Genomic DNA, 23765 nt, shown 5'->3' with positions numbered 1-23765 from the left:
TATTTTTTTTATAACTTTTAATATGTATTTAATCTAATAAACAGATTAGTATGATTATAAAATAAAACCTTTTTAATCCTATCTACCCAAAAATGTTTCACGTGAAACATTAGTAATAAAAAAGTTCTAATATAAATAAAGTTTCTATATTACAAAATACATAATGCTGTTATAAAAAAACTCAAAAGATTTTTCCATAGCAAAGTAAAGAACACATGTTCTTATTTGGTTCCAAAATATTACTCTATATACTAATATTGAATATAGAATCATAAAAAATTTATTTGTATATCAATATAAGTTCGACTATAATATATAAGTGAAAGGGGTTTTTTTATGAAAAAGAAAATTAAAAATTTTTCCTTACTATTAATTATCAGTACTATACTAATTTTTCTTATTAATAAACTAATTAATTTTTTAGCCAATATGAAAGATCATTTGCCGTTAGGAAACGGTAAATTTTTTAGCTGGAGATACGGTAATATCTATTATATAAAAAAAGGAAAAGGATCACCAATATTATTAATCCACGATATGCTTCCCTCTTCTTCTAGTTATGAATGGAACAAAATCATACATCATCTGGCCCGTACAAATACAGTCTACGCAATTGACTTACTTGGATGCGGACGCTCAGACAAACCTAATCTTACATATACAAATTATATGTATGTTCAACTGGTAAGTGATTTTATCAGAGATATTATTGGTGAAAAAACAGACGTGGCAGCTACAGGATCTTCTCTTTCCTTTGTTATAATGGCATGTCAGATTGATTCAAGATATTTTAATAAACTAATAGGCATCAGTCCTTCAGATTTGTATGATCTTGCCAAATCACCAAGCAAGCATAGCGGAATAATTAAATCATTAATTGAACTGCCAATATTAGGAACTTTTATTTATAATATAGTAATGTCCAAAAATGCTGTACTTGATATGCTAATGAACGAGTGCTATTTTAAAGATTATCTCATTTCAAACCAAACTGTAAACAGTTATTACCATTCGGCACATATCCATAATGGCCAGGGGAAATATTTACTTGCAAGCATTAACAGTCATTATACAAATATTAATATTGTACCTGCTTTGAAAAAGATTAATAACAGTATCTGCCTGATTGGAGGTAAAGAACACGAATATATGAGCGATATTATTGATGAATATATTTCATATAATTCTGCCATTGAATCAGCTTATATTTCCAGTGCAAAATATCTTCCACAGTTAGAGACACCAGAAAAATTTGTAGAATTGATTCGTATTATTATAAATTCTTAAATGATCGAGTAGGAGGAAATTTCTCTAAATAAGAAATTTCCGACCTCTCACACCACCGTGCGTACCGTTCGGTACACGGCGGTTCAATCAACTTAACAAGTAACACACCTATCGGTGTAGTAATCTAACATTGAGACTAATCCAAATGAGGTTAGTCTCTTATTACTTATTGCCTTTTGTACCCATCCATTATGAGCAAGCCTTGCATATCTGTCTCCACAATAGGCTATTTTAAATGCCGCCCATCTTGGTACATCAAGTTTCATTAAGTTCTTTGCTCTGTTTTGTGGAGTTTTCCAATGCTTCCAGATACACATGCGTAACCGATAGCGGATTTGCGAATCCATTTCCTTGCAGAGTGTTTTCATGCTGCCTATCTTGAAGTAGTTTATCCACCCTCTGATTAGTTCATTGAGTTTCTTCACCTTGTATGAGTTGCTTATTCCCCAGCTTCGACAGGTAAGTTGTCTCATTTTTGCCTTGAACTTCACTACAGATCTTGCATGCGGTTTCGCCTTGAACTGACGTGCCCTACTATCAAAGTAAAATCCAAAACCGAGGTATTTAAGACCCCTTGGTCTGTCAACTTTACTCTTTGTCATATTTACTTTGAGACCTAGTTTCTCTTCAATAAACTTCGCCAGATTTCGCATCACTCGCCTTGCCGACATTTCACTTCCGACCATAATAATACTGTCGTCTGCATATCTGACAAAGTTCAGTCCTCTCTGCTCCATCTCCTTATCCAGTTCATTCAGCATGACATTTGCAAGGAGTGGCGACAGATTTCCTCCTTGTGGTGTTCCTATCACTGAATCCTTGTATTCATCATCTACCATGATTCCACTTACCAGGAACTTTCGTATGATTGAGATTACATCTCCGTCTTTAATTGTTCTGCCGATAAGTGTCATTAACTTATCATGATTTACTGTGTCAAAGAACTTTTCAAGGTCGATATCAACAATCCAGTCATAGCCGTCATTCATCATTTCAAGTGCTTTGATGACTGCCTGCTGTGCACATCGATTTGGTCTGAATCCATAACTATGGTCATGGAACTGTTCCTCATAGATTGGGGTTAATACCTGTGCTGTGGCTTGTTGTATAAATCGGTCTGTCACTGTCGGTACTCCCAGGTTTCTGACACCACCATCTGGCTTTGGTATCTCCACTCTGCGTACTGGTTGAGGTTTATATTTTCTTGTCCTCAACTGTTCCCTGATGATTTCGCCGTTCTTTTCAAGATGTTCTTTGAGTTCTGTGTACGTCATTCCGTCCACTCCCTCTGCACCTTTGTTTCGTACGACTTGCAGATATGCTGTATTGAGATTATCTTTACTTAATATCTGCTCCATTAGACTACTTGTGTCCATGCGTTCTTTCCTTTCTGTCTCGCTTAAATCGACCACCCTTTACCCTATTGGATACGGCAGATGTTGTCTTTTCTGCAATCGAGACTCTACTTGAACTTATTGATTGTTCGCCCCTTTGCTCCATTTCCATTACAGAAACTTCCTCACTACTATGGGCTCGGCTGACTTCTCACGGTTCGTTGTTACTAGGCTAATGGTACCTCTGTGAGACCTCCACGCTTAAGGTGCACGCTCTTTCCTCTCATCTATCCGCCACATCTACTCGTACTTCCAGCAACTTTTGGACTTCATCTTTTTTAGCAGACTTATCCGTACTTCCGAGCCTTATATGTGATTTCTGTCCGTCGGACCAAGAGTTTGCCTACAGCTTCCTTCAGATTCCATCTCTCGATGGACACCCTTGCTGTTCAGCTATACACTTCCTCGTTGCCTAGGCGTGTTCAGGACTTTTACCTGTTAGAGCGCGCCCATGGCGCGCAAACTAAAAAAAGAATCCTGCCGTGACAGGATTCTTTTTTATTTCAAAGGTATTTTAGCAGGAGTTCCCGGTTTTCTTGGATACGCCCTCCCTGTATTCTTTTCTTTCTTAATACATACCAGTGAACGTCCCATGTCAGATTCCGGAATCTGATATTTTTCCACATGACTGATTTTTCCACCCAGCAAAAATACAGCATGTTTAGCAGCAGTAATTTCTTCATCTGCATCTGCAGACTTATAAGACACGAAAATCCCATTCTTTTTTACAAAGGGGATACAGTATTCTGACAAAGAAGACAGGTTTGCTACTGCTCTGGAAACACATAGATCAAATTGTTCTCTATAATCTTTCTTTCGGGCAAGCTCTTCTGCTCTTCCATGTATAGCAGTAATTCCTTTTAGATCAAGAGATGCAATTACTTCGTTCAAAAACCTTATTCTTTTATTTAAAGAATCCAGCAGAACAATTTCAAGTTCCGGGAATGCAATTTTTAAAGGAATCCCTGGAAATCCCGCTCCCGTCCCAAGGTCCAGTAATGTCAAATTCTTTGTAATCTCTACAGCCTTCACCAAACAAAGACTATCCAGAAAATGTTTTTGAATTACTTCCTCAAATTCAGTAATACCGGTAAGATTCATAACCTTATTCCATTCAACAAGCAAATCATAATATTTCAAAAATTGCTGTATCTGCTCATCCGTTAATGTAATATTCAGCTCATTTAACCCGGCTTTAAAAAGACTTAAATCATATTCTGCCATTTTCTATCCCTTTATCTCTTTCTCATGTTTCTGACGATAATACATTTGTTCTAGATATACAAGCAATACAGAAATATCTGCTGGAGAAACACCTGAAATTCTAGAAGCCTGTCCAATGGAAACAGGCTGATATAAATTCAGCTTCTGCTGTGCTTCCATTCTCAGTCCGCTTACCTGTTTATAGTCAAAATGCTCAGGCAGCTTTTTATTTTCCAGTTTTTGGAACTGACTTACCTGTTTTATCTGCCGTTTAATATAGCCATCATATTTAATATTGATATTTACCTGCTCTTTTACATCTTCAGTCAACAGAGGACGTTCCGGATCAATAGGAGCCAATAATTCATAATTTAATTCCGGACGGCGGATCAGCTCTGTAAGACGGGTACCTGTATTCAATGGCTGACTGCCGCATTCTTCCATTAATTTTTGAACTGTCGGATTTGCTCCAATATGTACCTGCTCTACACGTTCAATTTCTTTTTGTATTAAATCTTCCTTTTTAACCACATAATCGTAACGATCTCTGGAAATAAGTCCTACCTGATATCCTTTTTTACTTAAACGAAGATCAGCATTATCCTGACGGAGCAAAAGACGGTATTCAGCTCGGGATGTCATCATGCGGTAAGGCTCTTTATTTTCTTTTGTTACCAAATCATCAATCAAGACACCTATATAAGATTCAGAACGATCAAGAATCAAAGGATCCTGTCCTTTTATCATCATAGCTGCATTAATACCGGCTACAAGCCCCTGGCCGGCAGCCTCTTCGTATCCGGAACTTCCATTAAATTGTCCGCCGCTGAAAAGGCCTTTTATCTCCTTAAACTCAAGCGTCGGATATAACTGTCTTGGATTAATGCAATCATACTCAATGGCATAAGCATTTCTCACAATTTTTGCATTCTCAAGTCCGGGAACGGTTCTGTACATAGCGTATTGAACATCCTCAGGAAGCGAGCTGGACATGCCCCCTACATACATTTCGTTTGTATCTGCACCTTCCGGTTCTATAAACACCTGATGGCGGTCTTTATCCGCAAATTTAACAACTTTATCCTCAATAGAAGGGCAGTATCGTGGTCCTGTACCCTCTATCATTCCGGAAAATAGAGGAGAACGTTCAAGATTTTCTTTTATAATTTTATGAGTTTCTGGATTTGTATATGTAAGCCAGCAGCTTATCTGATCAATCTGAATATCCTTCGGATTTGTAGTAAAAGAAAATGGAACAATTTTTTCATCACCCAGCTGTTCTGACATTTTAGAAAAATCTATGGTTCTCTTATCCATGCGGGCCGGTGTTCCTGTTTTAAAACGAAACATCTCAATTCCATTTTCCTTTAAAGAATCTGTCAGATCATTCGCCGCCTGGAGTCCATTGGGCCCTGTATGATTTACAACATCACCATATAGACATCTTGCCCTTAAATAAGTTCCCGTGCAGAGTACAACTGCTTTGCTATTATATACAGCTCCTGAATGTGTTTTCACACCCCTAATTACTTTATTTTCTACAATCAGTTCAGAAACTTCTGCCTGACGAATCGTTAAATGGTCTGTTTTTTCCAGAGTTTTTCTCATTTCCATACTGTAAGCTGCTTTATCAGCCTGAGCACGAAGAGAATGAACCGCCGGTCCTTTGGACTTATTCAGCATCTTTGACTGAATAAAAGTCTTATCAATGTTGATACCCATCTGTCCTCCCAGAGCATCAATTTCTCTTACCAGATGCCCTTTTGAACTGCCTCCGATATTAGGGTTGCATGGCATCATTGCAATACTTTCAATACTTACTGTAAATATAATTGTTTCCAGTCCAAGTCTGGCACATGCCAATGCAGCTTCACATCCGGCGTGACCTGCACCAACTACTACTACATCATATGATTCCACTACAGTCGGCATATCGTATTTCACATTCCTTTCTATTTACCCATACAGAATTTGCTGAAAATTTCATTCACAAGATCTTCTCCAACCGATTCACCGATAATAGATCCCAGCTCCTCATAGGCATTCATTAAATCTATAGAATAAAAATCTTCCGGCATACAGTTTTCAATACTATTTAATACCATTTCAAGACTATTTTTCGTTTCCAGCAATGCATTTTTATGACGTATATTTGTAATGTATACTTCGTCATTAAAAGATACCTCGCCCTGAAGAAACATATCTTTAATTGTATTTTCAAGCTCCCTGATACCTGTATTCTCTTTTGCTGAAATAACAATTACTTTCTTATCCAATTTTTCTTCCAGCACACTGCTTTCTGTTACCATTGTAAGATCAGACTTATTTAACAGAACAATGGCTTTCTTGTTTTTAATGGCTTCTATAATCTGCTCATCATTTTCATCCAGACTGGTTGAAGAATCTGCCACATAAATAACCAGATCCGCCATTTCCAGATATTCTTTTGATTTTGCGACTCCTATTTTTTCCACAATATCGTCTGTATCTCTGATGCCGGCCGTATCTATCATATTGAGACTAATTCCATTCAGCTGTATCTGTTCTTCCAGAATATCTCTGGTAGTTCCTGCAATATCGGTAACAATCGCCCGCTCCTGACCTGCCAGCAGATTTAACAGTGATGATTTTCCTGCATTGGGTTTTCCTACTATAACGGTATTAATGCCTTCTTTTAAAACTTTTCCATTATCTGAAGATTTCAACAAAGCATTTACATCTGCCAGCAGATTATCCACAATTTCTTTTAATTCTTCAGGATAACCAGCAATGTCAATGTGTTCTGGATCATCCAATGCAGATTCAATAAATGCAATTTGATGAATAACAATTCCCCGAAGATCTTTTATTTTATTCAAAACTGCACCCTGCAGCTGACTGACAGAACTTTTCAGTGCAAAATCATTCTTTGCATTTATAACATCTATTACAGATTCTGCCTGTGAAAGATCAATCCTGCCATTTAAAAAAGCTCTCTTTGTAAATTCTCCTGGTTCTGCCGGTCTTGCTCCATATTTTAAAACCGTCTCCAGTAATTTCTTCATTACCAGAACACCGCCGTGACAATCTATTTCTACAGTATCCTCCCTGGTATAGCTGTTAGGAGCTTTCATAATTAAAAGCATTACCTCATCTATCACCTCATCACCATCCTTTACAAAACCATAATGAATGGTATGAGTATCCATATCAGATACCTTCTTATTTCCTTTTCTTGGTTCAAAAATTCGATCAGCAACCTGCAATGCCTCATCACCGCTGATTCTTACAATGCCAATTCCTGAATTGGACATAGCTGTGGCAATTGCCGCTATCGTATCTGTCTTCATAAATATTCCCTCATACTTTTTTACAAATACAAAAGCTTTTTCAAGTACAGCTATCATAAGCCATACCTGAAAAAGCTAATACATGTAAACCTGAAAAACTATTTTTTCAATGTAACAACCACATGTCTGAAAGGTTCCTCACCCTCACTGTGTGTTGCCACATAACGATCATTCTGAAGCGCTGAGTGGATCACTCTTCTTTCAAAAGGATTCATTGGCTCAAGAGCAACTGTTCTCTTTGTTCTTTTTACTTTATAAGCAATATTCTTTGCAAGATTTTCAAGTGTATCTTTTCTTCTCTTGCGGTAATTCTCCGTATCCAGTTTTACTTTAACATAATTATCTGAATGTCTGTTAATAGAAAGGTTTGTTAAATACTGCAGGGAATCCAGAGTTTGTCCTCTTTTTCCAATTAAAACTCCCATATCATCCCCTTTTAACTCAACATTTAAAACATTTTCTTCTTCTGAATCTGTGATAATGATTTCTACCTTCATATCCATCGCTTCAAATACATTTTGAAGAAATGTTTTTACATTGTCTTTTACAGTGAATTTTCTGCGAACCTTAATTTTAGCAGGTTTGCTGTTAAATCCAAGAAATCCGCTGCTTCCTTTTTCTATTACTTCATATTCTATCTGATCACTGGTAGTACCCAGAGTAACCAGCGCTTCTGTAATTGCGTCATCAACTGTTTTAGCAGTTACCTCGATGAAGTCCATCACAAAACCTCCTATTTTCTTGTATTCTTTTCATTAAATTCTCTAACAAGATTTGCTTTGGATGCAAGACTGCCTTCTTTGTACTTTTTATTTGAAGTATCTTTTGTTTCTGCTTTATTTACAGATGCAGCTTTGGATGCCATTGTATTCTTGCGAGGTTCTGAATTTGAATTAATATTTCTTGTACTGATTTTTGCGGCATCTGTAATTTTATTACCCTGAACACCTTTTTTCTCAATACGTTTCTTATCCTTCTCTTTTGCTTTTTCCTGATTTTTCTTAATCATCGCATCCAGATCAATCCGGTCAAGATGCTTATTAATAATAAACTGCTGTACACATCTTACAACAGAACTGGTGATCCAGTAAATACCTACACCAACAGGGAGGAAAAATACCAGTACAAAAGAATAAATAGGCATCAGATAATTCATAATCTTCATCTGACTTGCCATTCCATTTCCCTGAGCGGATGCTGACATCTGAGGCATCAAGCGGATATTTAAAAACTGAGAAGCCAGTGACAACAGTGGAATTACAATTGCCAGAGCAATTAAAACATAATTTCCATCATGAAATGATGTTGAAATTATATTTTTTGGTGAATAAACAATGTTTATTCCAAGGAAATTGTTAACGTGTTCAATGTTTGCCTGAGTAGCACCCAGAGTATCCCCGATGCTGCTGAAAGTATGTTTTAAAGTCTCCCAGTTTGTGCTTGTACAACGATACATAACATCAATAATGGAGTTAGCAACTGTATCATGTCCACCTGTAAAGTTTACAGAAATCTGTTTCATGACATAATTTCCTTCACGAACAGTTTCATAAAACTTCTGCATAGTATCTGCAAAACCTGGAGTATTCATAATACCACTGACAGATTCAGTAAATGTATCTTTAATAGTACTAATATAACCAGGTACATTGTAGATAACCCGGTAAAGCGGGAATAAAATCAAAAGCTGAATAACCATCTGTACACAGCTTCCGGAAGGAGAAACGCCATATTTTTTATATACTTCACGGGTTTCTTCATTCATCCGCATTACAGATTCATTATCTCTTTTGTTTTTATATTTTTTCTGAATCGCCTGAAGCTCAGGGTTCATAATCTGCGACATCTTTGAGAACTTCTGCTGTTTTATAGTCAGCGGAAGCAAACAAAGGTAAATTACAACTGTAAAAATTATAATGGTTATAGCAACATTCTGAATATTGATTTTATCCAGTAAGATATAGATGCCATTCATAATAAAACCAAGTAATTTTGCAATTGGTCCTAAAATTTTGCCTGCATTCTGACTTAAAATAAAAGCGGCCAACGTGATATACCTCCTACTTATGGAACCGGATCATATCCACCTTTCGAAAAAGGATTGCATCGAATCACTCTCCAGGCAGCTAAAAGCCCGCCCTTCCATGGACCATATTTCGAAACTGCTTCCAAACCATAACAGGAACAGGTCGGATAATACGGACATTTTGTCCGTTTCATGGGAGAGATATATTTTCTATATAATTTAATAATAAAAATTAATGCCTTTTTCAATTATTCCATCTTCTTTTCGAATTCATATTTAGTAGTACTAGTGATTTTATGAAGATTTCCCAAGTGGAGCAATGCTTTTTCAATTTCGTGGTATGTTGCTTCTTTCGCTCCTGCCCTTGCGATGACTACAATATCCAAACCACTATTGAACATTTCTTCGTGTAGTCTGTAGCTTTCTCTTAATAATCTGGTAACATGGTGTCTCACCACACTATTACCAACTTTTTTACTTACCGAAATTCCAAATCTGTTCTTTTTCAATCCATTTTTCAAAACATACATAACCAGAAGTCTGTTTGCATATGATTTACCAGTGCGATATACTTTCTGGAAATCCCGGTTCTTTTTTAAAGATTCTGAAAAATGCATCCCAATTGATCCTCTGAATAAAATTTCAATGATAATAGAAGAAAAGACCACAATTTCTGTGGCCTAAGCTGATAATCTTTTTCTTCCTTTTAATCTTCTTGCAGCCAATACTTTTCTTCCGCCTGCTGAGCTCATTCTTGCTCTGAAACCATGAACTTTAGATCTCTGTCTTTTTTTCGGTTGATATGTCATCTTCATCTGTATCCACCTCCTCTATAATGAAAAAACATCATTTCAATTATAACAAAAAAACCTCTCAAGTCAAGCAAATTCAATACTTTTTTGGCTTTTTAGAAATTCAGACACCTTGTACTACTATATATATAAGGAAGATAAAAAAAGAAACTATATATTGTATTAGACGATTTTTTCATATTTCTTAAAAATCTTTTTTAGTTACTCCTATGAATAGATACTCATAAATTAAATGTCATAAAATCCAATTTAAGCCAATTTATGCTCCTGCTGAATCCCCTGCACGTCCATGAAACTTTAAATTGCAAATAAGCCGTTTTTGAGTTATTATAAACTTTAGGAGATTAGCGTCTTTTACTATTTTATACTCATGGAGACAAATATGGAACTAGTAGAACAAAAATGGAAAGATATTTTACAAACTGTTAAGGATGAATATGAATTAACTGATATTTCTTTTAATACATGGATTAAACCACTTGAAATCTATGCGATTCAGGATAAGAAAATATATATTCTCGTTCCCACAGAACAAATGGGATTATCATATATTACAAAAAAATATTATCTTCCTATTAAAGTAGCAATTGCAGAAATAACAGGAACTGAGTATGAAATTGAACTGGTACTTCCAGAACAGGCCAAAGCAATACGTCCTGTTAAACCCAAAAAAACTGCTGCTGCAGATTCAGCAGAAAAATCTAATTTAAATCCAAACTATACTTTTGAAACATTTGTTGTGGGTAATAACAATCGTTTTGCACATTCAGCTTCTCTTGCGGTGGCAGAATCACCAGGAGATGTTTATAATCCTCTATTTTTATATGGAGGAGTTGGACTTGGAAAGACACATCTGATGCATTCCATTGCTCACTTTATTCAGAATGAAAATCCTGAATTGAAAGTTCTATATGTTTCATCCGAAACTTTTACAAATGAACTGATTGAATCTATTCGTAACGGAAATAACACTGCTATTACAAAATTCAGGGACAAATACCGAAATATAGATGTATTATTAATCGACGACATACAATTTATAATTGGTAAAGAAAGTACACAGGAAGAATTTTTCCATACATTTAACAAATTACATATTGCAAAAAAACAGATTATCATATCCAGCGATAAGCCCCCAAAAGAAATGGAAACTCTAGAAGAAAGAATACGTTCCAGATTTGAATGGGGTCTGCAGGCAGATATCGGCTCTCCTGATTATGAGACCAGAATGGCAATTCTCCGGAAAAAAGTTGAAATGGATGAATTTGATATAGACGACGACATCCTTCATTATATTGCAGTAAATATCAAATCCAATATCCGTGAACTAGAAGGAGCTCTAAATAAATTAATTGCTTTCTCAAATCTAGAACGGACAGATATTACAATGGAGATCGCAATAAAAGAACTTCAGAATATTATTTCACCGGACAAGCCTCATGAAATCACCCCTCAGCTGATTGTAGAGGTCGTTTCAGAACACTTTAATATTACAGTAGACCAGATTATGTCCAAGACCAGGAGCAATGATATTGCAAAACCAAGACAAATTGCCATGTATTTGTGCAAAAATCTTACAAATCAGCCTTTAGACTCTATCGGTCAGCTTCTTGGAGGACGGGATCATTCAACAATAATTCATGGTATAAAAAAAATTACCGACGAATACAACACCAATGAAACTCTGAAAAATATTGTAGATACTATCAAGAAAAAAATTAATCCTAATTAAAGTTATCAACATCTGTGGATAACTTTTGTGGATATTATGTTATTTTACTGTTTAAACGTTGTGCATTAATGTTAATAAATTAATATTTCACTCAAAATTAACTTTACATAAAATATTTAACCTTTTTAATTTCCATTAACATAAAATAATATCCACAATTTATCCAAAGCCTGTCCTCATCAAATTAACAGTATATTTTGAATAACTTTTTAACTTAAAGCATTGTAAATGGCGGGCTTACAGAGTTATTAACTTATAAACAGCCTATATTAAGACTACTTTTAAAATCAATAATATATACAAGGATAAAGCTTACGCTTTGATTAACCGGTAAAGAAAAAATTCTATCCTGAAAGGAGTTTACTTACATTATGAAATTAATTTGTTCAAAATCTAATCTTTTAAAAGGTGTCAATATTGTATCAAAAGCTGTTCCATCTAGAACTACAATGGCTATTTTGGAATGTATTCTCATTGATGCATCTACAGATGAGATAAAACTGACAGCTAATGATATGGAACTTGGCATAGAAACAAAAATAGAAGGCAATATTGTGGAAAGAGGCATTATTGCTTTGGATGCAAAAATATTTTCTGAAATCGTAAGAAAACTCCCGGATAATGACGTCGTTATCCAAACCGATTCAACATTTAAAACAACCATTACCTGTGAAAAAGCCAAATTTAATATTGTTGGTAAATCCGGTGAAGATTTTTCTTATCTTCCATTTATTGAAAGAACAGAAAAAGTATCAATTTCACAGTTCACGTTAAAAGAAGTTATCAAGCAGACAATATTTTCTATTGCGGATAATGACAATAATAAACTTATGACAGGAGAATTGTTTGAAATTAATGAAAATAAGTTAAAAGTTGTATCCTTGGACGGACATCGTATTTCTATCAGAAATATAGAATTAAAGGATAGTTACGATTATAAGAAAGTTATTGTTCCAGGAAAAACTCTTCAGGAAATCAGCAAGATTCTGCCGGGGGAAGCAGAGGAGATGGTAAATATTTATATTACCAGTAATCATATTCTCTTTGAGTTTGACCAGACAATTGTTTTATCCAGATTAATTGAGGGAGAGTATTTTAAAATTGATCAGATGCTCTCTTCAGATTATGAAACAAAAATCAAGATCAATAAAAAGATTTTATTAAGCTGTATTGACAGAGCAACTCTTCTTGTCAAAGAAGGGGACAAAAAGCCAATTATCATTAATGTCACAGATGATATGATTGAATTGAAAATTAATTCTTTTATTGGTTCTATGAATGAAGAAATTGATATTGAAAAAGAAGGAAAAGATATTTTAATAGGGTTTAATCCCAAATTTTTTATAGATGCCCTTCGTGTTATTGACGAAGAAGAGGTTACATTATACATGGTGAATCCAAAAGCGCCATGTTATATCAAGGATGAAGAAGAATCATTTATTTATCTGATTCTTCCGGTCAATTTTAACGCGTCAGCTAATTAAAGTGTTTAAAGAGGAAAAAAATGGAAATAATTCATATCAGAGATGAATACATAAAGCTTGGCCAGGCTATGAAACTGGCAGGAATGGTTGGATCCGGTGTAGATGCGAAGATTGTAATCCAGGATGGACTTGTAAAAGTAAATGGAGTTACACAAATGCAGCGGGGGAAAAAAATAAAGAGCGGTGATATTATTACCTACAATGGTGAAAGTGTGCAGATTGGATAATGATAATTAAATCTGTATCATTAAATAATTTCCGAAATTACGAACATCTAGATCTAAATTTCGACACCGGTACCAATATTTTGTTTGGAGATAATGCTCAGGGCAAAACTAACATCCTGGAATCTTTATATGTCAGCGGAACCACAAAATCCCACAAGGGCAGTAAAGATAAAGAGATGATACGTTTTGAAGAGGATGAGGCGCATATTCAGACCGTTGTAGAAAAAAAGGGAATTGAATATCAGCTGGATCTTCATCTTAAAAAAAACCGTTCCAAAGGAATTGCCATTAATAAGATTCCCATAAAAAAAGCCAGTGAGCTATTTGGTATTTTGAATATTGTATTTTTTTCTCCGGAAGATTTGAGTATTATAAAAAACGGACCCTCTGAAAGAAGAAGATTTCTGGATTTTGAGCTTTGTCAGCTGGACAAGATTTATTTATACAACCTTACAAAATATAATAAAGTTCTAATGCAGAGAAACAGGCTTTTGAAAGAGATATCATTTCGGCCGGATTTAAAGAGTACTCTGCCTGTATGGAATGAACAGCTGATTCAGTATGGAGAAAAAATTATCAGCAGAAGAAAGCTGTTTTCTGAGGAACTCAATGAAATTATTTATGAAATTCACAAAGAAATAACTGGTAATAAAGAGGAACTGATATTAACTTATGAACCGGATACGGATGAGAGTACATTTAAAGATGCACTGGATGCTGCCTGTGTGCGGGATATGAAACTGTGTTCAACTTCTGTAGGTCCCCACAGAGATGATCTTTTATTTCAGATTAACGGGACGGACATTAGAAAATATGGTTCCCAGGGTCAGCAGAGGACTTGTGCATTGTCTTTGAAGTTATCAGAAATAGAGTTAGTAAAAAAAACAATTCACGATACGCCTGTATTACTGTTGGATGATGTTTTGTCGGAGCTAGACAGCAGCCGTCAAAATTATCTTTTAAATGGAATTCATAGTATACAGACTATTATAACATGTACAGGTCTGGATGAATTTGTAAAGAACAGATTTGAAATCAATAAAGTCTTTCAGGTTAAAGAAGGAATTGTAACAGTAAAAAGTGATATATAAAAATAATCCGTGAATAGGAGGGTATTATGAGCACTGAGTACGGAGGAGATCAAATTCAAATACTGGAAGGACTGGAAGCAGTTCGGAAACGTCCGGGTATGTACATTGGAAGCACTTCATCCAGAGGTCTGCATCATCTGGTTTATGAAATTGTGGATAATGCAGTAGATGAAGCGCTGGCCGGATATTGTTCAGAGATTGAAATTGTAATTAATAAAGATAATTCTATAACAGTAACAGACAACGGAAGAGGAATACCTGTTGATATTAATCATAAAGCGGGAAAACCAGCAGTAGAAGTTGTATTTACAGTACTTCACGCCGGAGGAAAATTTGGCGGAGGAGGATACAAAGTATCCGGAGGTCTCCACGGAGTGGGGGCATCTGTTGTAAATGCCCTTTCCAATTGGCTGGAGGTTCAGGTTTACAGAGACGGAAAAATTTATCAGCAGAGATATGAACGCGGAAAGACCATGTATGAATTAAAGGTCGTAGGAGAATGTCCGGAAGGACAGACAGGATCGAAAGTTACATTTTCTCCGGATGGGAGTATTTTTGAGGAAACTATTTATGATTATCAGGTGCTTCGCCAGCGTCTCAGGGAAATGGCATTCCTCACAAAGGGATTACGGATTACACTGATAGATGACAGAGAAGATCCGAAACTCAGTGAGACGTTTCACTATGAAGGTGGAATTAAAGAATTTGTAGAGTATCTGAATAAAAGCAGAGAAGTATTATATCCGGAAGTAATTTACTGCGAAGGAAGTAAAGATAATGTGCAGGTAGAAGTAGCGCTTCAGCATAATGATTCTTATAATGAATCTACATTCAGTTTCGTAAATAATATTACGACTCCTGAAGGAGGAACTCACCTGGCAGGTTTTAGAAATGCCCTTACAAAGACATTTAATGCTTATGCAAAGAATAATAAAATTATCAAAGAAAATGAGGCAAGTCTTTCCGGTGACGATATCCGTGAGGGACTCACAGCGATTATTAGTGTTAAGCTTGAAGAGCCGCAGTTTGAAGGACAGACAAAACAGAAACTTGGAAACAGCGAAGCTAGAGGAGCAGTGGACAGTATTGTAAGTGAACAGTTAACATATTTTCTGGAACAAAATCCTGCCATTGCAAAATTAATCTGTGAAAAATCACTGCTTGCTCAGAGGGCAAGGGAGGCAGCCAGAAAAGCAAGAGATCTTACAAGAAGAAAAACTGCTCTGGAAGGAACATCTCTTCCTGGTAAACTTGCTGATTGTTCTGATAAAGACCCCAGAAACTGTGAAATTTACATTGTTGAGGGTGATTCTGCCGGCGGTTCTGCAAAAACGGCCAGAAGCCGTGCTACTCAGGCGATTCTTCCGCTGAGAGGAAAAATTTTAAATGTAGAGAAGGCAAGACTGGATAAGATCTATGGCAATGCAGAAATTAAGGCCATGATTACCGCATTTGGAACAGGGATTCATGAAGATTTTGATATATCCAAACTGAGATATCATAAAATTATTATTATGACAGATGCCGATGTAGACGGAGCTCATATCAGTACGCTGCTTTTGACCTTTTTATACAGGTTTATGCCGGAATTAATTAAACAGGGATATGTGTATCTGGCACAGCCGCCATTATATAAGATTGAAAAGAATAAAAAGGTCTGGTATGCATACAGTGACGAGGAACTAAATGGTATTCTTGTTGAAATCGGCCGTGATAATAATAATAAAATACAGCGTTATAAAGGTCTTGGTGAGATGGATGCAGAACAGCTCTGGGAAACAACTATGGATCCGGAAAAGAGAATTCTGCGCAGAGTGACAATGGATGAAGAAGCTTCTTCAGAAATTGATCTGACTTTTACAACCTTGATGGGGGATAAAGTTGAACCCCGGAGAGATTTTATTGAAGCCAATGCAAAATATGTACAGAATCTGGATGTGTAAACGGGAGGTAATGAAATGGACGACAAGATATTTGATCAGATTCATGACGTCGATCTGAAAAAAACCATGGAAACATCTTATATAGATTACGCCATGAGTGTTATTGCATCCCGTGCTCTGCCGGATGTAAGAGATGGTTTAAAGCCGGTGCAGCGCCGTGTTCTATATTCCATGATAGAACTGAATAACGGACCGGATAAACCCCACAGAAAATGCGCCCGTATTGTTGGTGATACCATGGGTAAATATCACCCTCATGGTGACAGCTCTATTTATGGAGCTTTAGTTAACATGGCTCAGGAATGGTCCACAAGATATCCGTTGGTAGATGGTCACGGAAACTTTGGATCTGTGGATGGTGACGGTGCGGCAGCTATGCGTTATACGGAAGCACGTCTCAGCAAAATTTCCATGGAAATGCTGGCTGATATTAATAAAAATACTGTTGACTTTATGCCTAACTTTGATGAGACAGAAAAAGAACCGGTTGTTCTTCCTTCAAGGTATCCGAATCTGCTTGTAAATGGCACCACCGGTATTGCAGTAGGTATGGCGACCAATATTCCGCCTCATAATCTAAGAGAAGTGATTGGTGCGGTTGTTAAAATTATTGATAATAAGGTAGAAGAAGACAGGGATACAGATATTGATGAGCTTCTTCAGATTGTGAAAGGGCCGGATTTTCCAACGGGAGGTATGATCCTTGGTACTTCAGGAATAGAGGAAGCTTACCGGACAGGCCGTGGAAAAATCAGAGTGCGTGCAGTTACAGATATTGAACCAATGCAGAATGGTAAAAACAGGATTGTGGTATCTGAACTTCCGTATATGGTAAATAAGGCACGGTTAATAGAAAAAATTGCGGAGCTGGTAAGAGACAAACGTATTGATGGTATTACAGATTTAAGAGATGAGTCAGACCGTCAGGGAATGCGTGTGTGCATCGAGCTGCGGCGTGACGTAAATCCAAATGTTATTTTAAATCAGCTGTATAAACATACACAGCTGCAGGATACTTTTGGAGTTATTATGCTGGCGCTTGTAAATAACGAACCGAAAGTATTAAATCTTCATGAGATGCTGAAGCATTATCTGAAGCATCAGGAAGATGTTGTAACAAGACGTACAAAATACGAATTGAACAAAGCAGAAGAGCGGGCTCATATTTTACAGGGTCTGCTGATTGCTCTGGATAATATTGATGAAGTAATTTCAATTATCCGCGGAAGCCGTACTACTCAGGAAGCAAAAGAAAAATTAACGGAACGTTTTGGTCTTACTGATGTTCAGGCACAGGCAATTGTAGATATGAGGCTTCGGGCTCTTACCGGACTGGAAAGAGAAAAACTTGAGGCAGAATATCAGGAATTAATGGAAAAAATTGCGGAGTTGAAAGCTATTTTGGCAGACGAAAAATTACTGCTGGGAGTTATCCGCAAAGAGATTATGGTAATCTCCGATAAATACGGCGATGAAAGAAGAAGTTCTATTGGTTTTGACGAATATGACATTTCCATGGAAGATCTGATTCCGGTTACTAATACTGTCATTACTATGACAAAGCTTGGATATATTAAACGCATGAGCTCTGATAACTTCCGCGCTCAGCACCGTGGCGGTAAAGGAATCAAAGGTATGGAAACTATTGATGATGATTATATTGAAGAGTTGTTTATGACAACTTCTCATCATTATCTGATGTTCTTTACAAATACCGGAAAAGTATATCGTATGAAAGCTTACGAGATACCGGAAGCAAGCCGTACTGCCCGGGGAACAGCTATTATAAATCTGCTTCAGCTGGCGCCAGGTGAGAAGATTACAGCAGTGATTCCCCTAAAAGAATATGATGAGGGTAAATATCTGTTTATGGCTACCCAGAATGGAATTGTCAAAAAAACTCCTATCAGGGATTATGCAAACGTAAGAAAGACAGGGCTTGCTGCAATTACTCTGAGAGAAGATGATCAGTTGATAGAAGTAAAGATCACTGATAATGACAGAGATATTTTCCTTGTGACAAAATACGGACAGTGTATCCGCTTCCATGAGTCTGATGTAAGGAGCACCGGAAGAACTTCTATGGGCGTTATTGGTATGAATCTGTCAGATGGTGATGAAGTAATCGGAATGCAGCTGGACAGCCAGGGTGATGCGTTGTTGATTGTTTCTGAAAAAGGTCTTGGAAAACGGACACTTATGGAGGAGTTTACAAGCCAGAACAGAGGCGGTAAAGGTGTAAAATGTTATAAGATTACTGAAAAAACTGGTAATATCATCGGAATGAAGGCTGTGAATGATGAAAATGAGATTATGATTATAACCATTGGCGGCATTATCATACGTATGAAAGTTGATGATATTTCTAAATTAGGAAGAGTAACATCCGGTGTAAAACTAATTGATATGGATGATGATATTACAGTTGCAAGTATCGCTAAAGTTCGTGAAGACCAGTCTCTCATGGAATCGGAAGAAGATATAGAAGAAATTCAGGATGAGGAAGGGATTTCAGGAAACGAAGAATAAGTACATGGCTGTAGAATTTTTCTGCAGCCTTTTCTTCTTTTTATAAAGCTGGTGATATATATTCAGAGAACAGAAAGGAAAATAAAAGTGATCAGAGAAGTTCATGTAGATACGATTATAGAAAATTTAAAAGAAATGTGTATTCAGGCCAATCATTATCTGTCTTCGGATATGGATCAGGCAATGAAGACGGCGGTCAATACAGAAGAGTCAGAGCTTGGAAAAAAAATATTGGTTCAGCTGCAGGAAAATTTAAAAATTGCAGACGAAGAAATGATTCCTATTTGTCAGGATACAGGGATGGCTGTTATTTTTCTTGAAGTGGGACAGGATGTTCATATTACAGGGGGAAATCTTAATGATGCTGTAAATGAAGGTGTCCGCAGAGGGTATACAGAAGGATATTTAAGAAAGTCAGTTGTGAAGGATCCATTGATTCGAGAAAATACGAAAGATAATACACCGGCAGTTATCCATACAGAGATTGTTTCTGGTGATCAGATAAAAATAACACTGGCTCCCAAAGGATTTGGAAGTGAAAATATGAGCCGTGTATTTATGTTAAAGCCAGCTGACGGAATAGAAGGAGTTAAAAATGCGATTATAACTGCAGTAAAAGATGCAGGACCAAACGCATGTCCGCCCATGGTTGTGGGAGTTGGAATTGGCGGAACATTTGAAAAATGTGCGCTTCTTGCAAAAAAGGCTCTGACGAGAAATGTAGATCAGCATTCAGAAATTCCATATGTCTGTGATCTTGAAAAAGAAATGTTGGAAACGATAAATAAGCTTGGAATTGGCCCTGGTGGTTTAGGAGGAACTACAACAGCTTTAGCAGTCAATATTAATACATATCCAACACATATAGCAGGACTGCCTGTAGCAATTAATATCTGCTGTCATGTGAACCGGCATGCAGTCAGAGTAATATAAGATTTTTAGGAAGAAGCTATAATACAAAAGTTATCCGATACAGAAAGGAAAACCATATGGATAAGCATATTACGACACCAATTACAAGTGAAATTACAAAAGATTTAAAATCTGGTGATTATGTATATATAACAGGAACAATTTATGTGGCAAGAGATGCAGCTCATAAAAGAATGATTGAAGCATTGGATGAAGGAAAAGAACTTCCCATTGATATCAAAAATTCCACTATTTATTATATGGGCCCATCTCCTGCAAGAGAAGGACGTCCCATTGGTTCAGCAGGCCCCACTACTGCAAGCAGAATGGATAAATATGCTCCAAGATTGTTAGATCTTGGTGAAAAGGCAATGATAGGAAAAGGTAAAAGAACCAAGGAAGTAATAGATGCTATTATTCGTAATCAGGCAGTTTATTTTGCAGCTGTGGGCGGAGCCGGTGCATTATTATCTAAATGTATTACCAATTCAGAGGTAGTTTGCTATGATGATCTTGGAGCCGAGGCAATCCGTAAAATAGAAGTAAAAGATTTTCCTGTTATCGTTGTTATTGATAAAGATGGAAATAATCTTTATGAGACGGCGATGAAAGAGTATTGTAGAATATAATATTAGTTATAAGGCAAATAAAAGGATTCAGAAAGGATAAGCTTCTGAATCCTTTTATTTGCCTTGCTATATGTATTACACTTATAGTTTATACTTCATTTTTAAAAAGAGATATTAATGGATTTATTTCTGAATTTTTTGTTATTACACTTATAGTTTCCTGATACCCTTGGGTATCCAGAGGAATATAAGTCAAATTTAGATTTATCTGAGGAGACCGGACATTATATTCTGGTAAAATTGAGATGCCAATACCGGCAGCAACCATAATTAAGATAGATTCAATATCATTTTCTTTTTTTATAATATTATTACTAAAGTCATATTGTTTAAATTCTTCCGGAATAATTTCAGAGTCTTCCTTTAGATGTCGTTGTATATTATGAATAATTAATTTTTCATAAGCCAGATCTTTTTGAAGAATAAGATCTTTATGAGCCAATGGATGATCCGGATGCATAACAATATAAAAAGGATAGGTACCAATGGTTTGTTGTTCATATTTAGAATAATCAAAAAGTCTGTGATTAATATTAAAAATAATATCATATTTTCCATTTATAAAATCATCATAAAGCTGAATAGGATCATCTCTGGTAAGTGTAAGACGTATACTTGGATATTTTTGATGAAAATTTTGAATTGTTTTTGGAAATTTGGTCATTTCCATACTTTTTAAATACCCAATTGATAAATTACCTGTAATTCCATTTTGTACAGCCTGTACCTTTTCTACAGAATCCCTGATCTTTTCCAATATAGATTCAGCTTCCCTGAGAAAAAGTTCTCCTGCGTTTGTTAACGTAACATTTCTGTTTTTTCTATAAAAAAGCTTTATTTTTAATTCTCTCTCTAAATTTTTAATCTGTTGTGTAATTGCTGATTGTGAAATAAAAAAGGATTCTGCAGTTTTCGTAAAATTAAGGCTTCTGGCAACTGCAATAAAATATTCTAGTTGTTGTATCGTCATAATTGAAACTCCTTATATAAGATAAAACTAATATTAAACTCTTATTTTTGAATTAGCAAGCAAAGAATATTGACATTATAATAAGTAATAGCTTATATGACGTCTATAAGACTATGATTTAGGAGGATAGATTGTGTTAAAACAAGAACTGTTTAAGAAATATTTGATATTTTTATTTGGACTCTTTATCAATTCCTTAGGAGTTGCATTTATAACAAAAGCAGATTTGGGGACTTCCCCTATTTCAAGTATTCCTTATACATTAAGTCTAGGATTTAAGCCTACTATTGGTCAATATACAATTATTTTTAGTCTGTTTTTAATTGTTATTCAAATTATTTTATTAAAAAAAGAGTTTGGTTATATACAATTTTTGCAGATACCAGTTTCAATTTTATTTGGATATTTCATAGATTTTTCTATGAATCGAATATTGTTCTGGATGGAGCCTGAGAATTATGGTTTAAAATTTTTATTTTTGATTTTGGGATGTTTGATTCTTGGAGCTGGTGTATTTATGGAAGTAATGGCTAATGTTATTATGCTGCCCGGAGAGGGTGTAGTGCGTGCAATTAACTTTCATCTTAATAAAGAATTTGGACTAATCAAAATATGTGTGGATTTAAGTATGTGTATAATTGCAGTAATATTAGCATTATTTCTTTTTCATGAAATAAGAGGTGTTGGTCCTGGAACCATTATTGCAGCTTTACTAGTGGGCTATATTTCTAGGATGTATTCCAAACTATTTGAAAAGCTATCTCAAAGAAATAAGATTTCAAATAAAAATAAAGAAGAATCCATTGAACATCTAATAACTACAATCGCTGGTGAATAAAAAAATTTCAAAATTCTATTTAATCCAAATTACTTGAATAAATAAAAAAAATATGAGGAAACTAAAATGAACAATAAAAATAGTAATAAATGTAAATTGATCGCCGTATATCAATCAATTATAATTTTGGCAGCATCTATTATATTAGCAGGATTTCCATCTTTATTAATATGGAAATTTAAAATTATGTCTCTATCTGATTCAAATGTTCTTTTTGAATTAACATGTTGTTATATATTGGCATGTATTTTGGCTGTAATAGCTATTCGATTTTTGGTATTAGCCCAAAAAAGGAGAATATAAAATAATTTAACAGTACTTACCGGAAAAACTGATCCGGTAAGTACTATGTATTAACTAAGTTTTGGTTTCAATTTTAATGTATGTATGCATTTATATAATATAAATTCAAAAAGTTGAAAAAAATAAAAAAACTAATTGACAAATACTGGTTATTCAGATATGATAATTAGGCGTCAACACGCAAAAGACAATATTATAAAGAAAATTATTATGGAGAAATACTCAAGAGGCTGAAGAGGCGCCCCTGCTAAGGGTGTAGGTCGTTCGCGCGGCGCGAGGGTTCAAATCCCTCTTTCTCCGCTTTCATTTTCTGAAAAAGTATTGTTCTTTTTTTTCGCTAAAATGTGAAAAAAGTTCTTGCATATTAAAAATGAATATGGTAGTATATGCAAGCTGACTTTTGGAAACAAAATAGATGCGGAAAAAAGTCAAAAAGAAAATAAAAAAAGTTGTTGACAAAGCACTTTATAAATGATAAAATATAAAAGTTGCTGAACAACAGCGAAACAAAGAACCTTGATAACTGAACAGTGAAATATCCTTGAAAGATTCAAAGAGATTTTTGTCAGCGAAGTGCGAATGCACAGCCGGGCAGAAGGATGCTGCAATAGCTTGCTTTTGGCAGCAGACTGGTGCGCGGATGTATATGAGGCTTGCCTCAAACGAGAGGAAGCGAAAGCGGAATCAAGTAAGGCGCACAAGCGGCAGATCATTCAAGAACAAAGCATAAAAATATGCAACCTAAAACAGTAAAACGTTTTAAAGAATTAGCCAAGCTAGTTCTGAAACGGGATACAAACGATTGAAATTATGCCTGCGCATACTGACAGCTCGGAAACAGAAGTTTCCTCGCGAAACGTCATTATGCCAATACATCTTATTTTCAATAAAGCAGTTCTGGAAAGCAGGCTTTCCGAACCCTTTCCTGAAAATAATCTGTGCAGGCAGAATTTAAAACACTTCATTTGAGAGTTTGATCCTGGCTCAGGATGAACGCTGGCGGCGTGCTTAACACATGCAAGTCGAACGAAGCACTTTTGCCGATTTTCTTCGGAA

The 23765-nt window shown here is 35.7% G+C and carries 20 protein-coding genes, 1 tRNA gene and 1 rRNA gene; 12 read left to right on the top strand and 10 right to left on the bottom strand.

Features of this window, described 5'->3' with window-relative positions; translation table 11 throughout:
• Positions 1 to 336 precede the first annotated feature (336 nt).
• Entirely contained in the window at positions 337 to 1287 is a 951-nt protein-coding gene (locus OCV88_RS04530; protein ID WP_158424440.1) for an alpha/beta fold hydrolase, read from the top strand.
• Positions 1288 to 1379: 92 nt separating this feature from the next.
• Here OCV88_RS04530 and ltrA read toward each other — a convergent pair whose 3' ends face one another.
• The 9 genes from ltrA to rpmH all read right to left on the bottom strand — a co-directional run bounded on the left by ltrA (position 1380) and on the right by rpmH (position 10054).
• A complete protein-coding gene (ltrA, locus tag OCV88_RS04525) occupies positions 1380 to 2663 on the bottom strand; it encodes a group II intron reverse transcriptase/maturase (protein WP_158424439.1) in 1284 nt (427 codons plus the stop codon).
• A 516-nt stretch (positions 2664 to 3179) separates the two neighbouring features.
• Entirely contained in the window at positions 3180 to 3905 is a 726-nt protein-coding gene (rsmG, locus tag OCV88_RS04520; protein WP_158424438.1) for a 16S rRNA (guanine(527)-N(7))-methyltransferase RsmG, read from the bottom strand.
• Between the two features lie 3 nt (positions 3906 to 3908).
• The gene (gene mnmG / locus OCV88_RS04515) at positions 3909 to 5816 is read right to left on the bottom strand and encodes a tRNA uridine-5-carboxymethylaminomethyl(34) synthesis enzyme MnmG (RefSeq protein WP_158424974.1); all 1908 of its coding nucleotides are present in this window, start codon (positions 5814 to 5816) and stop codon (positions 3909 to 3911) included.
• 20 nt (positions 5817 to 5836) lie between these two features.
• Positions 5837 to 7213, bottom strand: coding sequence for a tRNA uridine-5-carboxymethylaminomethyl(34) synthesis GTPase MnmE (gene mnmE / locus OCV88_RS04510; RefSeq protein WP_158424437.1), 1377 nt, complete (start codon positions 7211 to 7213; stop codon positions 5837 to 5839).
• Positions 7214 to 7311: 98 nt separating this feature from the next.
• A complete protein-coding gene (jag, locus tag OCV88_RS04505) occupies positions 7312 to 7935 on the bottom strand; it encodes an RNA-binding cell elongation regulator Jag/EloR (protein WP_158424436.1) in 624 nt (207 codons plus the stop codon).
• Positions 7936 to 7946: 11 nt separating this feature from the next.
• Positions 7947 to 9260 carry a membrane protein insertase YidC gene (locus OCV88_RS04500; RefSeq protein WP_262590723.1) on the bottom strand — a complete coding sequence of 438 codons (1314 nt, stop codon included), beginning with the start codon at positions 9258 to 9260 and terminating at the stop codon, positions 7947 to 7949.
• 17 nt (positions 9261 to 9277) lie between these two features.
• Positions 9278 to 9487, bottom strand: a complete 210-nt coding sequence (yidD, locus tag OCV88_RS04495; protein ID WP_158424435.1) for a membrane protein insertion efficiency factor YidD — start codon at positions 9485 to 9487, stop codon at positions 9278 to 9280.
• Positions 9488 to 9856 (bottom strand): ribonuclease P protein component, encoded by a 369-nt coding sequence (rnpA, locus tag OCV88_RS04490; RefSeq protein WP_158424434.1) that lies wholly within the window; start codon positions 9854 to 9856, stop codon positions 9488 to 9490.
• Positions 9857 to 9919: 63 nt separating this feature from the next.
• Positions 9920 to 10054 (bottom strand): 50S ribosomal protein L34, encoded by a 135-nt coding sequence (gene rpmH, locus OCV88_RS04485; protein ID WP_158424433.1) that lies wholly within the window; start codon positions 10052 to 10054, stop codon positions 9920 to 9922.
• A 379-nt stretch (positions 10055 to 10433) separates the two neighbouring features.
• On the opposite strand from rpmH, the gene dnaA reads away from it, so the two are divergent.
• From dnaA to OCV88_RS04445, 8 genes are all read left to right on the top strand, one after another.
• Entirely contained in the window at positions 10434 to 11783 is a 1350-nt protein-coding gene (dnaA, locus tag OCV88_RS04480) for a chromosomal replication initiator protein DnaA (protein WP_158424432.1), read from the top strand.
• Between the two features lie 371 nt (positions 11784 to 12154).
• A complete protein-coding gene (gene dnaN / locus OCV88_RS04475; RefSeq protein ID WP_158424431.1) occupies positions 12155 to 13267 on the top strand; it encodes a DNA polymerase III subunit beta in 1113 nt (370 codons plus the stop codon).
• A 20-nt stretch (positions 13268 to 13287) separates the two neighbouring features.
• A complete protein-coding gene (locus OCV88_RS04470; protein WP_158424430.1) occupies positions 13288 to 13494 on the top strand; it encodes an RNA-binding S4 domain-containing protein in 207 nt (68 codons plus the stop codon).
• Positions 13494 to 14585 carry a DNA replication/repair protein RecF gene (gene recF / locus OCV88_RS04465; RefSeq protein ID WP_158424429.1) on the top strand — a complete coding sequence of 364 codons (1092 nt, stop codon included), beginning with the start codon at positions 13494 to 13496 and terminating at the stop codon, positions 14583 to 14585. Before OCV88_RS04470 ends, recF begins: the two co-directional genes overlap by 1 nt.
• Positions 14586 to 14611: 26 nt before the next feature.
• Positions 14612 to 16528: a DNA topoisomerase (ATP-hydrolyzing) subunit B gene (gene gyrB / locus OCV88_RS04460; protein ID WP_158424428.1), complete on the top strand. Its 1917-nt coding sequence runs from the start codon at positions 14612 to 14614 to the stop codon at positions 16526 to 16528.
• Positions 16529 to 16543: 15 nt separating this feature from the next.
• Positions 16544 to 19057, top strand: coding sequence for a DNA gyrase subunit A (gene gyrA / locus OCV88_RS04455; protein ID WP_158424427.1), 2514 nt, complete (start codon positions 16544 to 16546; stop codon positions 19055 to 19057).
• 87 nt (positions 19058 to 19144) lie between these two features.
• Positions 19145 to 19990 (top strand): fumarate hydratase, encoded by an 846-nt coding sequence (locus OCV88_RS04450; protein ID WP_158424426.1) that lies wholly within the window; start codon positions 19145 to 19147, stop codon positions 19988 to 19990.
• Positions 19991 to 20046: 56 nt separating this feature from the next.
• Positions 20047 to 20598 (top strand): Fe-S-containing hydro-lyase, encoded by a 552-nt coding sequence (locus OCV88_RS04445; protein ID WP_158424425.1) that lies wholly within the window; start codon positions 20047 to 20049, stop codon positions 20596 to 20598.
• Positions 20599 to 20686: 88 nt separating this feature from the next.
• Here OCV88_RS04445 and OCV88_RS04440 read toward each other — a convergent pair whose 3' ends face one another.
• Positions 20687 to 21568 (bottom strand): LysR family transcriptional regulator, encoded by an 882-nt coding sequence (locus tag OCV88_RS04440; RefSeq protein ID WP_158424424.1) that lies wholly within the window; start codon positions 21566 to 21568, stop codon positions 20687 to 20689.
• A gap of 133 nt (positions 21569 to 21701) precedes the next feature.
• Between OCV88_RS04440 and OCV88_RS04435 the strand changes: the two genes are divergently transcribed.
• The 3 genes from OCV88_RS04435 to OCV88_RS04425 all read left to right on the top strand — a co-directional run.
• On the top strand, positions 21702 to 22406 hold the full coding sequence (locus OCV88_RS04435) for a YczE/YyaS/YitT family protein (RefSeq protein WP_262590719.1): 705 nt from the start codon (positions 21702 to 21704) through the stop codon (positions 22404 to 22406).
• Positions 22407 to 22921: 515 nt separating this feature from the next.
• Positions 22922 to 23009, top strand: a tRNA-Ser gene (locus OCV88_RS04430).
• Positions 23010 to 23670: 661 nt separating this feature from the next.
• Positions 23671 to 23765: ribosomal RNA gene (locus tag OCV88_RS04425) — 16S ribosomal RNA — on the top strand; the annotation flags it as partial.

It is taken from the genome of Brotonthovivens ammoniilytica, from assembly GCF_025566885.1.
Classification (GTDB): domain Bacteria; phylum Bacillota; class Clostridia; order Lachnospirales; family Lachnospiraceae; genus Brotonthovivens; species Brotonthovivens ammoniilytica.
Note: the sequence above shows the minus strand (reverse complement) of the source record. Positions and strands in the feature narration are given on the sequence as shown.

What these genes read in the sequence shown, in the direction of transcription:
- OCV88_RS04530 (WP_158424440.1), top strand. Translation starts at nt 337, where the DNA reads ATGAAAAAGAAAATTAAAAATTTTTCCTTACTATTAATTATCAGTACT.
- ltrA (WP_158424439.1), bottom strand. Translation starts at nt 2,663, where the DNA reads ATGGACACAAGTAGTCTAATGGAGCAGATATTAAGTAAAGATAATCTC.
- rsmG (WP_158424438.1), bottom strand. Translation starts at nt 3,905, where the DNA reads ATGGCAGAATATGATTTAAGTCTTTTTAAAGCCGGGTTAAATGAGCTG.
- mnmG (WP_158424974.1), bottom strand. Translation starts at nt 5,816, where the DNA reads ATGCCGACTGTAGTGGAATCATATGATGTAGTAGTAGTTGGTGCAGGT.
- mnmE (WP_158424437.1), bottom strand. Translation starts at nt 7,213, where the DNA reads ATGAAGACAGATACGATAGCGGCAATTGCCACAGCTATGTCCAATTCA.
- jag (WP_158424436.1), bottom strand. Translation starts at nt 7,935, where the DNA reads ATGGACTTCATCGAGGTAACTGCTAAAACAGTTGATGACGCAATTACA.
- rnpA (WP_158424434.1), bottom strand. Translation starts at nt 9,856, where the DNA reads ATGCATTTTTCAGAATCTTTAAAAAAGAACCGGGATTTCCAGAAAGTA.
- rpmH (WP_158424433.1), bottom strand. Translation starts at nt 10,054, where the DNA reads ATGAAGATGACATATCAACCGAAAAAAAGACAGAGATCTAAAGTTCAT.
- dnaA (WP_158424432.1), top strand. Translation starts at nt 10,434, where the DNA reads ATGGAACTAGTAGAACAAAAATGGAAAGATATTTTACAAACTGTTAAG.
- dnaN (WP_158424431.1), top strand. Translation starts at nt 12,155, where the DNA reads ATGAAATTAATTTGTTCAAAATCTAATCTTTTAAAAGGTGTCAATATT.
- OCV88_RS04470 (WP_158424430.1), top strand. Translation starts at nt 13,288, where the DNA reads ATGGAAATAATTCATATCAGAGATGAATACATAAAGCTTGGCCAGGCT.
- recF (WP_158424429.1), top strand. Translation starts at nt 13,494, where the DNA reads ATGATAATTAAATCTGTATCATTAAATAATTTCCGAAATTACGAACAT.
- gyrB (WP_158424428.1), top strand. Translation starts at nt 14,612, where the DNA reads ATGAGCACTGAGTACGGAGGAGATCAAATTCAAATACTGGAAGGACTG.
- gyrA (WP_158424427.1), top strand. Translation starts at nt 16,544, where the DNA reads ATGGACGACAAGATATTTGATCAGATTCATGACGTCGATCTGAAAAAA.
- OCV88_RS04445 (WP_158424425.1), top strand. Translation starts at nt 20,047, where the DNA reads ATGGATAAGCATATTACGACACCAATTACAAGTGAAATTACAAAAGAT.
- OCV88_RS04440 (WP_158424424.1), bottom strand. Translation starts at nt 21,568, where the DNA reads ATGACGATACAACAACTAGAATATTTTATTGCAGTTGCCAGAAGCCTT.